The sequence below is a fragment of the Streptomyces sp. WAC03905 genome (assembly GCF_057371075.1).
Window position 1 is genome coordinate 4,169,018 of record NZ_JBXYDZ010000003.1, and the last position, 13,483, is coordinate 4,182,500.

A 13,483-nucleotide genomic window follows, 5' to 3' on the forward strand; every position below is an offset into this window, starting at 1 on the left:
CGGGTCTACGCCTGAGCCACGAGGAGGGGCCGGGCCCGCTCGCGCAGCTCCGCGACGCGCGGTTCGTCCCCGTAGGGTTCCAGGCGGTGCAGCAGGTCCCGTACGTATTCGGTCGTGCGGGCCGAGGAGATCCGGCCCGCCACCTCCACCGCCCGGGTGCCCGCCGCGCAGGCCGCGTCCAGATTGCCCGACTCCAGTTCCGCGACCGCGCTGACGACGAGCCGCAGCCCGTGGGAACGTACGTACTCCTCCGTGGGCCGCGACAGCGCCTGCTCGGTGAAGCGCCGCACCTGCCGGGGGAGTTTGAGGTCGCGGTAGCATTCCGCCGCGTCCGCCGCGAACCGGTCGTACGAGTAGAAACCGAGCCAGGTCGGGTCCACGTCCCCCTCGCGGGAGCGCTCCAGCCAGCCCTCCGCGGCGCGCAACGCCGCCCCGGCGGCCGCCGAATCGCCCGCCTTCGCGTGCGCCCGGGCCTCGACGAGGCGGAAGAAGCTCATCGTGCGCGCGGTGGCCAGGCCGCGGTTGCGTTCGACGGCCGCCTGCGCGAGGTCCACGCCCTCGTCGGGGAAGTCCCGGTAGGTCGCCTGGAGGGACATCGAGGCCAGCACGTAGCCGCCGAGCGGTACGTCCGCCGCCGCGCGGGCCAGGCGCAGCGCCTGGATGTAGTAGCGCTGCGCGGCTTCCTGCTGGCCGGTGTCGAAGGCCATCCACCCGGCCAGCCTGGTCAGTTCGGCCGTGGCGCCGAACAGGGCCCGGCCCACCTCGTCGGTGTAGGAGCCGAGCAGCAGCGGTGCCGCGTCCACCCGCAGGCACTCGGGGACCATCGACGAACGCCAGTCGCCACCGCCGTACTTGGAGTCCCAGCGGCGGGCGTCCTCGGCGGCTTCCCGGAGCTTGGTCACGTCGCTGTGGCCCACCCGCTGGACGTGGTCGCGCGGCGTTTCGGCGCCGTGCGGCGCGGGCACAACCGTGGACGGCGGACCTGCCGGGCCCGCCGGACCTGCGGGGCCGGCCGAGCCCGCCGGGGCGGTCATCGGGCCCGTCGCCGGTCCGGTCGTACGGCCTGCCGGGGTCGAGTCCGTCGCGGTCCGGGACGCCGCGGGCGTGGGCGACGACCGCGGCGACGGGAGGTCGCGGGCGGGCGCGTCCTGAACCGGAGCACCGAGCGCCTGGGCACCGGGAATCGGAGCACCGAGCGCTTGGGCACCGGGAATCGGAGCACCGAGCGCTTGGGCACCGGGAATCGGAGCGCCGTGAGCCGGGGCGCCGGGAATCGGAGCGCCCTGAGCCGGGGTGCCGAGTGCCTGGGCGCCGTGAGCCGGCGCGGCCGCGGACGGGGGGCGGTGGTGTGCCGGACCCGCCGGTTCCCGCGCGACCGAGCTGTCGGCGGGAGATATCAGCCACCGTGAGGCGGGCGTCGCGTACGCCGCCACCGAGAACGAGCCCGCGAGCGACTGCCAGATCCCGCCACCGCCGCGCCGCCCGGCGAGGTCGAGCCGGTAGAGGTCGGTGGCCGAGCGCACGGCGGCCCCCACGTCCCGCGGGAAGGCCAGCCCCACCTCGGGCGCCGGGTCCGCGTCCGCGAGGCCGATCTCGTGCAGCGGCACCGGCCGGCCCAGCTTCGCGCCGATGGCCGCGGCGATCAGGTGCGGTGCGGCGCCCTGCGGCACCATGCCCTTCGACACCCACCGGGCGACCGACGTCTTGTCGTACCGGAGCGTCAGGCCGCGCTGTGCGCCGAGGTCGTTGACCCGTCGGGCCAGCCCGGCGTTGCTGATGCCCGCGAGGGCGAGGACGGCGCCGAGCTTCTCATTGGGCTCGCGGAGCTCCCCTGGACATGCGCCACCCCTCGTCACACGCGGAACGCAGACGCCGCCGGGGCATAGGCGCCCGGCATTTCGTAAACCCAGCGTAGTTCCCCGCCTCCCAAGCGTTAAGGGCCTTACTTCCGTATGGCGGGATTGTTGTCCGTTTGCACAGTCCGCCCCGGGGCCGGTGCCGGGGCGCACGTCCCGTGGCGTGCTCCGCCCGTGTGGCCGTGCGCCCGCCCGTGCGCTCTGGCCGGTCCCCGGACCCGGCGATTCGATGTGCGGTGCGTGGGTCGGCCCGCTGCACGGACCGGGTGGGCCGGGGGATGCCGCTGCCTCAATCCCCGCGGGTGGCGGAACGGTCCGGGGGGCGGAACGCGCCTCCCGGACCGCGCCCGCGCGCCGGGCGCCGGGCACCGCGCCACGGCTCTCCGGGCGGCCGAAGAATGGCCGAAAGCGACCTATGGGGCGGTGGGAACGGAACGCCAAATACCGCGTGGACGGGGCGTGTTCCTTTGCGCGCGCGCCCCCTATAACCCCTCTCGCACGCCTGTCCCGTGGCAGCATGGACCCGAGCCACCGGGGTCCGGTCGGCCGCGCCCTCAGCGCGGTCCGTGCTGCCCGTGCCCCGTTCATGTGCCCACGGGCTGGGGAGGCGGCGGTGCGCTGGTTGGTGGGGTGGAGCAGTATCGCCGCGAGCTTCGGCACGGCCGGGCGCGTCTCCGGCCCCGCACACGGTCCCGGCCATGGGCCGGGCGGCTACGGGCCGGGCGGCTACGGGCCGGGCGGCTACGGTGACGACGTGCCCGTGCACGGCGGCATCGCGGACGCCGCCCACGCGGCCGACCCGGGCGCGGACGCGGAACGCACCGTCCACCCCGTTGGCTCCCAGCTGCTCTGGGGCGACCCCGACCCCCTCTGGGCCGTCGGCGACTGGCGCCCCGACGAGATCCGCACCGTCACCGCCGACCCCGCCGACCCCTTCACCCGCCTCGCCGTGCTCGGCTGCTGCGGCGCGACCGACGCGGAGCTGCGCAGGGCCCTGTACGCGGCCCGCGGCGGCGCGCTGCGCCACCTCACGCAGTGGTCCGGCAGTTACACCGCCGTGGTCCAGGCCGGCCGCCGCATCACCGTCGTCGGCGACCTCGCGGGCGCCCGGCCCGTGTTCTACACCCCCTGGGCGAGCGGCACGGCGTACGCCACCGCCGCCCTGCCGCTCGCCGACCTCATCGAGGCGCAGCTCGACATCGGCCATCTCGCCGCCCTGCTGGCCTGCCCGGACAGCCCCGAGGCGCTGGGCGACGGCACCCCGTACGCGGGCGTCCGCCGCATCCCGCCCGGGCACGCCCTCATCCTGCGCGAGGGCTCACGGGAGATCACCGGCTACGAGCAGGTGGCCTCGCTCGCCGTAGCCGCGCCCGAGGCCGACGCCGACCGCGCGGTGGAGGGCGTGCGGGAAGCGTTGGTGGACGCGGTGCGCGCCCGGCTCACGGCTCCGCGGCATGCTCCCGAGACGCTGCCACCGTACGATCCCGGCCCCGTGCCCGGTATGGGCCCGGCCGACCGGCGCGCGGCCCGCGGCGGGCCGGCCCCGGGGGTGGGCGCCGACCTGTCCGGCGGCAGCGCCTCCGCGACGCTCGCCCTGCTGGCGGCCGGACTGCCGGGGGCGCCGGGCAGCCTCACCAGTCCGGCCGGGGCCAGGCTGCTGGCGGTCACCTTCAACGACCTGGCCACCCCGCAGGGGCGCGAGGAGGAGCTGGAACGGGCCAGGGCCGTCGCGGCCGACCCGCGCCTCCACCACGTCGTGGTCGCCGCCGCGGCCGAAGCCCTCCCGTACGCCGAACTGGACGGCCCGCTCACCGACGAACCCGGCCCCTCGCTGGTCTCCGCCGCCCGCGAGCGGCGCCGGCTCGTCGCCGGAGCGGCCGACCACTTCACCGGCCACGGCGCCCGGCAGGTCCTCGACGCCCACCCGGCCCGCATGGCCGACCTGTTGATGGACCGCCGACGCCGGCACCTGCTGCGCCCGGTGGCGGCGCTGGCGCGTTCCGCCTCCGCCTCGGGAGCCGCCGGGGAGTCCCTGCTGGTGCCGATCACGGTGTACTCGGCCGCCCGCAGGCTCGCCCGTACGACGTACCGCGCGGGCATGGAGGCGGCCGCGGCCAGGCTGCGCGAGGGCGGGGTCACCGAGCGCGCCTCCGGTCCGGTGGACGCTTCCCTCGCCGCGCTGACCTGGTCCCGGCCGGGTCCGGCGGCGGGCTGGCTCACGGGGGAGGCGCTCGCGGAGGTGTCGATCCGGCTCGCGGCCGCGGCCGGGCGCCCCCCGCTGTCGCTGCGGCCGGGCGAGGCCAGGGCCCGTTCCGTGCTGGCCCGGCACGCCGCCGACCACCGGGTCTTCGAGCAGGCCGTGGAGGTCCGCAGCCAGCGGCTGCACGCCCCCTTCCTCGACAACCAGGTCGTACGGGCCGCCCGCGCCCTGCCCGAGTCCCTGCGCGTGCAGCCCGGAGCGCGGGCGGAGATCCTGCGCAGCGTCCTGTACTCGGCCGGGGTGCGCGAACTCCCGCCGGGCTGGGGCGCCACCTCACACACCCCGAACGAGACGGCGACCGGGCTGGGGCTGCGGGCCGCCCTGGGCGACCTGCTGGACCTCTTCGAGGCCCCGCTGCTCGCGGACGCCGGGCTGATCGAGGCCAGGGTCGTGCGGCAGGCGCTGCTCGACGCGGCGGAGGGGCGCCCGGTGCCGCTGGACGGGCTCGCCGAACTCGTCTCGATGGAGCTGTGGCTGCACCGGCTGCTGGCCCGGCGGGGCACCTGCTGGACGGGGACGTCCGCGGCGCGGCGCCGGGCCGTGCCGGAGGGGGTCCCGGTGCACCGGCCGGCGCTGTCCTGACGGTCCGGGCCCGTCCTCAGACGCCGCCGAGGACCAGGGCGGTCGCGATCGCCGGGCCGAAGGCGCCGCCCAGCTGGTAGCAGAGGGCGAACAGGCCGATGGCCGTGGGGCGCTGGGGGTCGGGGACGCTGGAGGCGGCCTGCACCGACAGCACGGCGTTGGCGCCGGTCGCGCCGAACACGCCGCCGAGGGTGGCGACCAGGAGCAGCGGGCCCCCGCTCGCGAACACCGCGAGGAGCGCGGCCAGCGTGCCGGTCGCGACGAGGACCGTGCGTACGGCCGTCCGCCCCAGGCGCGCGGAGACCGCCGCCGCGTCAGCGGCAGCTGATCACCGCGTCGGCCCAGCTCGCCAGCGTCGGCAGGCTGCCCGGCCCGGCCTGTTCCACCACCAGCCGCAGCGACTTGCGTCCGGTGAGGGGAACCTGGACGGCCGCCGGCGGATCGTCGTAGCCGAGGGCACCGGACTGCCACAGCCGCTGCCCGTCGGCGTACACGGAGAACCGCACCGCCCCGTCCGTGAACAGCGACAGCCCGTCCACCCCGGCCCACGCCGAGAAGTCGGTGCACTGCCGGTTGAGCGCGATCTCCACCGAGGAACGCGAGTTCACGGTGATCCCCTGCGCGAACCGCCGGTCGCCCACCCGCAACCCCCACCGCTGCCACACCCAGCTGCTGCGCCAGGTCTGCAGCTCCGGCCCGCTGTGGTCGCCCTGCACCGCATACGGGAGCGCGGCCAGCCGGAACGCCTGCGGCGGCTGCGGAACGGGTGGCGGCGACGTCGGCTTCGGACCGGGCGTACTCGGAGTCGGCGCGGGCGCCGGCTTCTCCCGGCTGGGGGACGGTGACGGCGACGCCGAAGGCGTCGGCGCGGCCGGGGACGGCGAGGCCGCGGCCGACGGCGTCGGCTTCGGCGACGGCGGTACGGAGGCAGGCGCGGGCGGCGGCTCCTCGCCCGGGCTCGGCTCCACCGAAGGCGAAGGCGAAGGAGAGGGCGGAGCCGCGGCGGGCGCCTTCGGCACGGCCGGAGCCGTCACGCTCGGCGCGGGCTTCGCCCGGGCCTGGGGCTCCGGCTCGTCCCCGGACAGCGCGAACACGACCCCGGCGGCCGCGGCCACCGCGATACCGGCGGCGATGGCTGCCTTGGCCGGCAGCCCCAGTCCCTCGGAGGCCAGCGCACCTCCGACCGCGGACCCCGACCCACCGGACCCGGCAGCGCCCCCCGCCGCCCCGGCGGCACCTCCGGCAGCCCCGCTCCCGGCGGCACCCCCTGCGGCCCCGGCCGCACTGGCAACGGACCCGCCCCCGGCGGCCGACCCGCCGGCGGCGGCCGCCGCGGCACCCGCACCGCCCGCGACGGCGGCCCCGCCGGCCACCACCCCGGCGGCCTTCGCCGCGTACCCGGCGGCGAACCACCCGATGACCGCGACCGGAAGCAGCGCGGGAATGCCCGCGTTGACGTCCTTGAGCTCCCCGGCGGCCAGCCGGCACTTGACGCACTCCTCCAGGTGCCCGCGCAGCCCCCGCTCCGCCCGCATCCGCAGCCCGCCGCGCGCATACGCGCCCAGCCGGTCCGCGTACCGCGCGCAGTCGCCGCCCTCGCTCAGGGCCGAACTCACATGCGCTTGCAGATAGGCCTGCTTGAGCCCCTCCCGGGCCCGACTGGCCAGCACCGCGGTCGCGTTGGCGCTCAGCCCGAACAGCGGCGCGATCGCACTCGGCGAAGCCTCCTCGACGGTGGTGTGCCACAGCACGGCCTGCCACCGCTCGGGCAGGCTCCGGAAGGCCTGCACGGCCAGCGACTGCTCCGCCACCCGCATCGCCCGTACGTCCGCGCCCAGTTCGAGGGTGCCGTCCCCCGACAGCCCCGACATCCCGGCGCCGCTTTCGGTACGCGCGGCCGCCTGCTCCGCGAAGACGGCGAAGTCCTCGACGAGGTGCTCCCGCCTGGCCGTCTTGGCCCAGGTCGCGGCGACCCGGCGCACGGTGGTCAACAGATAGGCCCGCACCGACTGGTCCGGCCCGGCCCCACCCCGTACCGCCTGCAGGGTCCGCGCGAACACCTCGGCGGTCAGGTCGTCGGCCGTGTGCCCGTCCCGGCAGCAGGACCGTGCGTAGCGCCGCACGGAGTCGGCGTGGCGACGGAAGAGCTCCTCGTAGGCACCGTCGTCGCCGCCCCGCATCCGAGCAATCAAGTCACCGTCGGACGGCGGCAGATCGCCCCCGGCGGACCCGCCCGGTACGGAGGACCCCGACGAACGCGCGTGCCGCCCGCCCGGTTCGCGCTGGGCCGGCACCTGCCGCGCGGGCAGGCTGCCCGCCTCGGTCTCGCTCCCGGCACCACCGGGTGACTCTTCACGCCCGTCAACGCTCATCGCGGAAGCCCCCGCACGACATGCTCAACCGGTCCACCGATCAAGCGTGTCACATGGCGGACACGCGTCGGACCCGTCTGCGCACCATCCACCCGTCCGGGCAGGTTTCGGCGCAGCGCGGACCAGCCCGACGGCCGTTCGACTCGGTCCCACGACCGGCCCGCCGGCCCACACCGCCCCGGTGCCGGACCGCGCACCCGCCGACGGGCCGCGGTGCCGGACCGCGCACCCGCCGACCGGCCCGGTGCCGAACCGACAGGCGCACGACGTCGGGGAACGACGGGCGCAAGCCCTCCGCACCGACGGGCGCAAGCCCTCCGCACCGACGGGCGCAAGCCCTCCGCACCGACGGGCTCACGCCCTCCGCACCGACGGGCTCACGCCGTCCGTACCGACGCGCTCACGCCCTCCGTACCGATGCGTTCACGCCGTCCGGGAACGCAGCCCCTCCAGCAGGATGTCGAGCAGCCGCGACGAAGCCGCCGCCTGCTGCGCCGGGTCCGGCAGCGCGGGCGCCGCCGTCGCTATCACCAGCAGCACATCGGCCACCGTGACATCGGCACGCAGCTCACCGGCCTCCCGCGCCCGGTGCACCAGCCGACCGACGACCTCCAGCAGCGCACCCGCGCCCGAGTCGTCCGACGGCTCGTCCTCCGCCGCGCCCCGCGTCGACCCCACGACCCGCAGTCCGGGAGCCCCGGCCGTCTCGGCCGCCTGGCGCTGGTGCGGGACCCGCGCCTCCTCCGCCTCCTCGGCCGCCTCCTCCGCGGTCGAGCCGACGCGCAGCACCTGCGGCGGCAGCAGCCGCCCGGCACCCGAGGCCACGGAGGTGCGCAGGAAGCGCGACAGCGCCTGCCACGGCTCCTCCTCCTGGCCCAGCGCGGTCCTGGCCTGCTCGGTCAGCCGGGCCGTCTCCTCCTCGGCTATGCGCCGCACGAGGACGTCCTTGCTCGGGAACCGCCGGTACACGGTCCCGACACCGACCCGGGCGCGGCGCGCCACGTCCTCCATCGGAGCCCCGTAGCCGAGCTCGCCGAAGACCTCGCGGGCCGCGCGCAGCACGTGCTCGAGATTGCGCTGGGCGTCGACGCGCAGGGGCGTGGAGCGACCCACACCGTGCGTGGTCGGGCTGGTCATGGCGCGACCGGTGCTCTCGACCGAGAGCGCGGTCGCAGAACCATGGAAATCGGAAATGTTCATATGTATCCCCCGGTAATCATTTGTCTCCCCCCGGAGACACTCCCCGCCTTCACGCCGAGGGGAGCCACGGTCTCAGGCCCGGTCCTCGACGAGATACGAACATAGTTGAGCCAGAGTCAATTCAGAAGAGGCAGCCCCGGACGGACCACCGCCCGATCGGAGCATTCACCCCCACTTTTCCCTCCCATGCCCTCGGAACCTGTCTCTCCGCCCGCTCTGACCTGCGAACTTCCGCCCCCGGCGGAGCTCCCCCTCCCGCCCCGTCCCAGGGCCACCACCGGTCACACAATTTGTCGGGCCTGTGGACAAACTCCCGGCCACGTTGCGTCATGGGATGGTGAAGGCTGCTAACTCCCGGGGCACGGCCCCCGGTACCCCGCCCCGCACGCGCATCCTGATCGTCGGCGGCGGCTACGTCGGCATGTACACGGCGCTCCGGCTCCAGCGAAAGCTGAGAGCGGGAGAAGCCGAGGTCACGGTGGTCACGCCCGAGCCGTACATGACGTACCAGCCCTTCCTCCCGGAGGCGGCCGCGGGCGCGATCTCCCCGCGCCACGTCGTGGTCCCGCTGCGCCGCGTACTCGGCAAGTGCCGCATCGTCATCGGCCAGGCCACGCACATCGACCACGCCAAGCGGACCGCCACCGTCAACACGCTCGCCACCGCCGACGAGAACACCGGCCCCATCGAGCTGGAGTACGACGAGCTCGTCCTCGCGCCCGGTTCCGTCTCCCGCACCCTCCCCGTGCCCGGCCTCGCCGACTACGGCATCGGCTTCAAGACGGTGGAGGAGGCCATCGGCCTGCGCAACCACGTCATCGAGCAGATGGACATCGCCTCCTCCACCCGCGATCCCGACATCCGCGACGCCGCCCTCACCTTCGTCTTCGTCGGCGGCGGCTTCGCGGGCGTCGAAGCCCTCGGCGAGCTGGAGGACATGGCCCGCTACGCGGCGCGGTACTACCACAACATCAAGCCCGCGGACATGAAGTGGGTCCTCGTCGAGGCCAGCGACCGCATCCTCCCCGAGGTCGGCCTCGAGATGGGCGTCTACACGGTCCGCGAACTGCGCAGCCGCAACATCGACGTCCGTCTGGAGACCAGGCTCGAATCCTGCGAGGACCGCGTCGCCGTCCTCAGCGACGGCGCCCGCTTCCCCACCCGCACCATCGTCTGGACCGCCGGCGTCAAGCCCCACCCGATCCTCGCCGCGACCGACCTCCCCAAGAACGAGCGGGGCCGACTCGTCTGCACGTCCTTCCTGACCGTCGAGGGCGTCGAACACGCCTGGGCCGCCGGCGACGCCGCCGCCGTCCCCGACATCACCGCCCCGCCCGGCACCGAGGGCCCGCGCCGCGAGTGCGCCCCCAACGCCCAGCACGCGGTCCGCCAGGCCAAGGTCCTCGCCGACAACCTCCTCGCGGCCCTGCGCGGAGAGGTCCTGACCGAGTACGCCCACAAGTACGCGGGCTCCGTCGCCTCGCTCGGCCTCCACAAGGGCGTCGCCCACGTCTACGGACGCAAGCTCAAGCGGTACCCCGCCTGGTTCATGCACCGCGCGTACCACCTCAGCCGCGTCCCGAGCTTCAACCGGAAAATGCGCGTACTCGCCGAATGGACCCTCTCCGGCCTCTTCAAGCGTGAGATCGTCTCCCTTGGCTCACTCGAACACCCCAGGGCAGAATTCGAACTGGCTGCAGGCGGCGGACCCAAGGCAGCACCCCCGCCCCTCGCCCCCAACCCCCCGCAGAACGGCCAGGGCTGACGTTGTCAGTGTGGTCGGCCACACTGGACGTGTGACCATAGGTGGGCTCACACCTGCACAGAGTGACATCGTCCAGTCAGCGACCGCCCACGAGCGACACAGCGACCACTCGCGACACCACGAGGCTTGAACGCAGTGAACTTCACGCGCTGGAGCGCCCGGTTTCCCGGAACGCAGCGCCGCGCCGCCGCCCGGTCCGAACATGCCGCCGCCCAGGCCAAGCGGGGCGAAGGCGCGGTCCCGGCGGCCCGCGGCGGCCGCCCCGACCCCGGCGCGGAGCGGTCCGCGCCCGCCGCCGACGGCCACCCCGCCGACCCCACCGTCTCCGGCACCGGGAGCGGATCCGGACCGGGCAGCGGCTCGGCCGGCGGCAGCGGGCCGGGCACCGCCAGCGGTCCGGGCACCGGCGCCGCCCCCGCCCGGCGGACGGGTGTCCTCGCCCCCGTGCCCTCCCTCGACGAACTCTCCGTACGCGAGGTCCTCGGCCGGCTCCCCGCCCTGGTCGCCCTCGTGCACGGCCCCGAGCACCGCGTCGCCTACGTCAACGACGCCTACACCGCCGGTTTCGGCACCCGCACCCCCGGCGCTCCCGCCCACGAGTCCCTTCCCGAGCTCGGCGCGCTCGGCCTCCTCCCCCTCCTCGACCAGGTCCAGCGCAGCGGCAAGCCCCGTACCGCCAAGAACCGCACCGCGCCGGGCGGCGGCAGCTCCTACACCGTCACCTGCACCCCCGTCGAGTTCCCCAGGCCGACCGGCCCCGCACACGGAACCGCGACCGGGACGGGAACCGCGACCGGGACGGCGGCCGGGGCCGGGACCGCGGCCGAAGCGGACGCCCACCACACCGGCATCCTGATCCACCTCGCCGACGTCACCGACCACGCCGAAGCCGTCGACCGGCTCCGCGCCAGCGAACGCCGCCAGCGCGAGGCCGCCGTCACGCTCCAGCGCTCCCTCCTCCCGCAGGAGCTGGAGCAGCCCGACGACCTGCGCATCGCCGCCACCTACCAGCCCGGCGGCACCGAGGCCGCCGTCGGCGGCGACTGGTACGACGTCATCACCCTCGGCGCCGGCCGCACCGCCCTCGTCATCGGCGACGTCATGGGCCGCGGCGTCCGCGCCGCCGCCGTCATGGGCCAGCTGCGCACCGCCGTGCGCGCCTACGCCCGCCTCGACCTGCCCCCGCACGAGGTGCTCCAGCTCCTCGACGGACTCGCCGCCGAGATCGACGCCAGCCAGATCGCCACGTGCGTGTACGCCGTCCACGACCCCAGCGAGGGCCTGCTCGCCTACGCCTCCGCCGGCCACCTCCCGATCCTGGTCCGCGACGAGCACGGCACCGTCCGCAGAGCCGCCGACCCCACGGGCCCGCCGCTCGGCACCGGCGGCTGGCTGCACACCTCCGGCACCATCGCGCTCGGCCCGGGCTCCACCGCCGTCCTCTACACCGACGGCCTCGTCGAGCGCCGCGGAGAGGACATCGACGAGGGCGTCGCCGCCCTCGAACGCGCCCTCGCCGGCGCCCAGGGCACCCCGTCCGTCATCTGCGACCGCCTCATGCGCGCCCTCGGGGTGGACGCCGACCACGACGACGACGTCGCCGTGATGGTGCTCCAGCAGCCCGCCCGCGCCGGCGCGGACGCCGAGCTCTTCCACAACGCCGCCCTGGAACTCCTCGGCGGCATCGAGGCCGCCCCGCGCGCCCGGGCCTTCGCCCAGGGCGTCCTCGCCTCCTGGCGCTTCCCCGTCGAGCTGTGCGACCTCGGGGTCCTCGCCGCGAGCGAGCTCGTCGCGAACTCCCTCCAGCACGGCACCCCGCCCATGCACCTGCGGCTGCGCCGCACCGACCGCCGACTGATCATCGAGGTCACCGACGGCGACGACCACCTGCCGCGCCGCCGCCGCGCCGAACCGGCCGACGAGACCGGCCGCGGCATCTCCATCGTCGCGACCATCGCCTCCTCCTGGGGCTCCCGCCGCACCCCGGGCGGCGGCAAGGCCGTCTGGTGCGAGTTCGCCCTGCCGGACAAGTAGCCCGGCCCGCGCCGCACACGCACGAGGCCCCGGTCCACCAGGACCGGGGCCTCGTGCACACACCTGCGCACACGTCCGTACCCGACTACACGGCCACGGGCTCCTTCACCGCGACGGCCGGACCGCCCTGTGCCACGACCCTGCTCGCCAGCACCGGGTTGTCCTGCATCGGCGTGAGGCCCTTGCCGAGCCGCAGCGCCAGCCCCGCGATCCCGAGCGACACGAGCACGAAGACGGCGATGTAGAGCATCGGCACCCCCGCACCGAGCGGCACCCCGAGCGGCCCCAGCGCCAGCGCCATCTGCTTGACCAGCGCGAAGGCCGAGTTGTACTGACCCACCGAACCCTCGGGCGCCAGGTCGGCGACCAGCGGCGCCAGGGTCGGCGACAGCATGGCCTCCCCGATCCCGAAGAGGGCGTACGTGGTGATGAACGCGGCGGCGGCCATCATCGCGCTGCCGTGCCCCAGACCCGAGAACCCGGCGATCAGCCACGCCCCGGTCCAGATCAGCCCGACGAGCGCGATCACCCGCGACCGGCGGCGCTTCTCGACCAGCTTCAGGACGACGAACTGCGCGAGCACGATCGCACCGGTGTTGGCGGCGAGGGCGAAACCGAGGGTCGAGGGGGAGATCCCCGCTGCCTCCGTACCGAAGGCGGCCAGACCCGACTCGAACTGCCCGTAGCAGGCGAAGAACACCACGAAGCCCAGCACGCACAGCTGCACCATGGCCTTGTGCCGCAGCAGCCGCTTCCAGCCGCTGCCGCCCGCCTGCGACGGGTCCTTCGGCAGGGCGTCCTTGATGCTCGGCACGTGGGGCAGCCGCACGGTGGCGACGACACCCGCCAGGACCAGGAACATCACGGCCTCGATGCCGAACAACAGGGTGAAGCTCGCGGGCCGGCTCTCGTCGACGATCTGACCGCCGAGGAGACCGCCGATGCCCAGGCCAAGGTTCTGCATGAAGAACTGGAGGGCGAAGGCACGGGTCCGGGTGGACGGCGTGGAACACCACACGATCATCGTGGCCAGCGCCGGCTGCATCACGGCCTGACCGGCGCCCAGTGCCAGCGCGGACAACAGGATGGGCACGATCCCCGTGGAGAGCCCGAGCGCGAGCGCACCGGCGGAGGCGGTGAAGGCCGCACCCATGACCACGGGCACTGGCCCGCGCCGGTCGATGACCCGTCCGGTGAAGGGCAGCGCGACGAGGGCGCCCAGGGCGAAGGCCACGAACGCGCTCGTGGCGGCCATGGAGCCCAGACCTCGCACCTGCGCCACATAGATGTAGAGGAACGGAACCGTGAAGCCGATGCCGAACGCGGTCAGCGCGTTGCCGGCCTGGATCCGCCGCATCGCGGCGCCCATCACCTTGGTCACTTCTCACCTGCCTTGATAACTGAAGACTGAAGA

At 75.1% G+C, this 13,483-nt stretch carries 8 protein-coding genes; 3 read left to right on the top strand and 5 right to left on the bottom strand.

Features of this window, described 5'->3' with window-relative positions; translation table 11 throughout:
• Positions 1-5 precede the first annotated feature (5 nt).
• Positions 6-1,856 carry an NsdA family TPR-like regulatory protein gene (locus AC2RP6_RS21415; RefSeq protein WP_486447644.1) on the bottom strand — a complete coding sequence of 617 codons (1,851 nt, stop codon included), beginning with the start codon at positions 1,854-1,856 and terminating at the stop codon, positions 6-8.
• A 613-nt stretch (positions 1,857-2,469) separates the two neighbouring features.
• On the opposite strand from AC2RP6_RS21415, the gene AC2RP6_RS21420 reads away from it, so the two are divergent.
• Positions 2,470-4,698 carry an asparagine synthase-related protein gene (locus tag AC2RP6_RS21420; protein ID WP_486447645.1) on the top strand — a complete coding sequence of 743 codons (2,229 nt, stop codon included), beginning with the start codon at positions 2,470-2,472 and terminating at the stop codon, positions 4,696-4,698.
• Between the two features lie 16 nt (positions 4,699-4,714).
• On the opposite strand, the gene AC2RP6_RS21425 is transcribed toward AC2RP6_RS21420, so the two are convergent.
• From AC2RP6_RS21425 to AC2RP6_RS21435, 3 genes are all read right to left on the bottom strand, one after another.
• Positions 4,715-4,927 (bottom strand): hypothetical protein, encoded by a 213-nt coding sequence (locus AC2RP6_RS21425; RefSeq protein ID WP_486447646.1) that lies wholly within the window; start codon positions 4,925-4,927, stop codon positions 4,715-4,717.
• Positions 4,928-5,012: 85 nt separating this feature from the next.
• The gene (locus AC2RP6_RS21430; protein WP_486447647.1) at positions 5,013-7,070 is read right to left on the bottom strand and encodes a sigma-70 family RNA polymerase sigma factor; all 2,058 of its coding nucleotides are present in this window, start codon (positions 7,068-7,070) and stop codon (positions 5,013-5,015) included.
• Between the two features lie 423 nt (positions 7,071-7,493).
• Positions 7,494-8,270, bottom strand: a complete 777-nt coding sequence (locus AC2RP6_RS21435; protein ID WP_486447648.1) for a TetR/AcrR family transcriptional regulator — start codon at positions 8,268-8,270, stop codon at positions 7,494-7,496.
• Positions 8,271-8,604: 334 nt separating this feature from the next.
• Here AC2RP6_RS21435 and AC2RP6_RS21440 point away from each other — a divergent pair, with 334 nt between their 5' ends.
• Together AC2RP6_RS21440 and AC2RP6_RS21445 are read left to right on the top strand one after the other, a co-directional pair.
• Positions 8,605-10,035 (top strand): NAD(P)/FAD-dependent oxidoreductase, encoded by a 1,431-nt coding sequence (locus AC2RP6_RS21440; protein ID WP_486447649.1) that lies wholly within the window; start codon positions 8,605-8,607, stop codon positions 10,033-10,035.
• Between the two features lie 135 nt (positions 10,036-10,170).
• The gene (locus AC2RP6_RS21445) at positions 10,171-12,069 is read left to right on the top strand and encodes an ATP-binding SpoIIE family protein phosphatase (protein ID WP_486450395.1); all 1,899 of its coding nucleotides are present in this window, start codon (positions 10,171-10,173) and stop codon (positions 12,067-12,069) included.
• A gap of 85 nt (positions 12,070-12,154) precedes the next feature.
• Here the strand turns inward: AC2RP6_RS21445 and AC2RP6_RS21450 are convergent, their stop codons facing one another.
• Positions 12,155-13,438: an MFS transporter gene (locus tag AC2RP6_RS21450; protein ID WP_486450396.1), complete on the bottom strand. Its 1,284-nt coding sequence runs from the start codon at positions 13,436-13,438 to the stop codon at positions 12,155-12,157.
• Between the last annotated feature and the right edge of the window lie 45 nt (positions 13,439-13,483).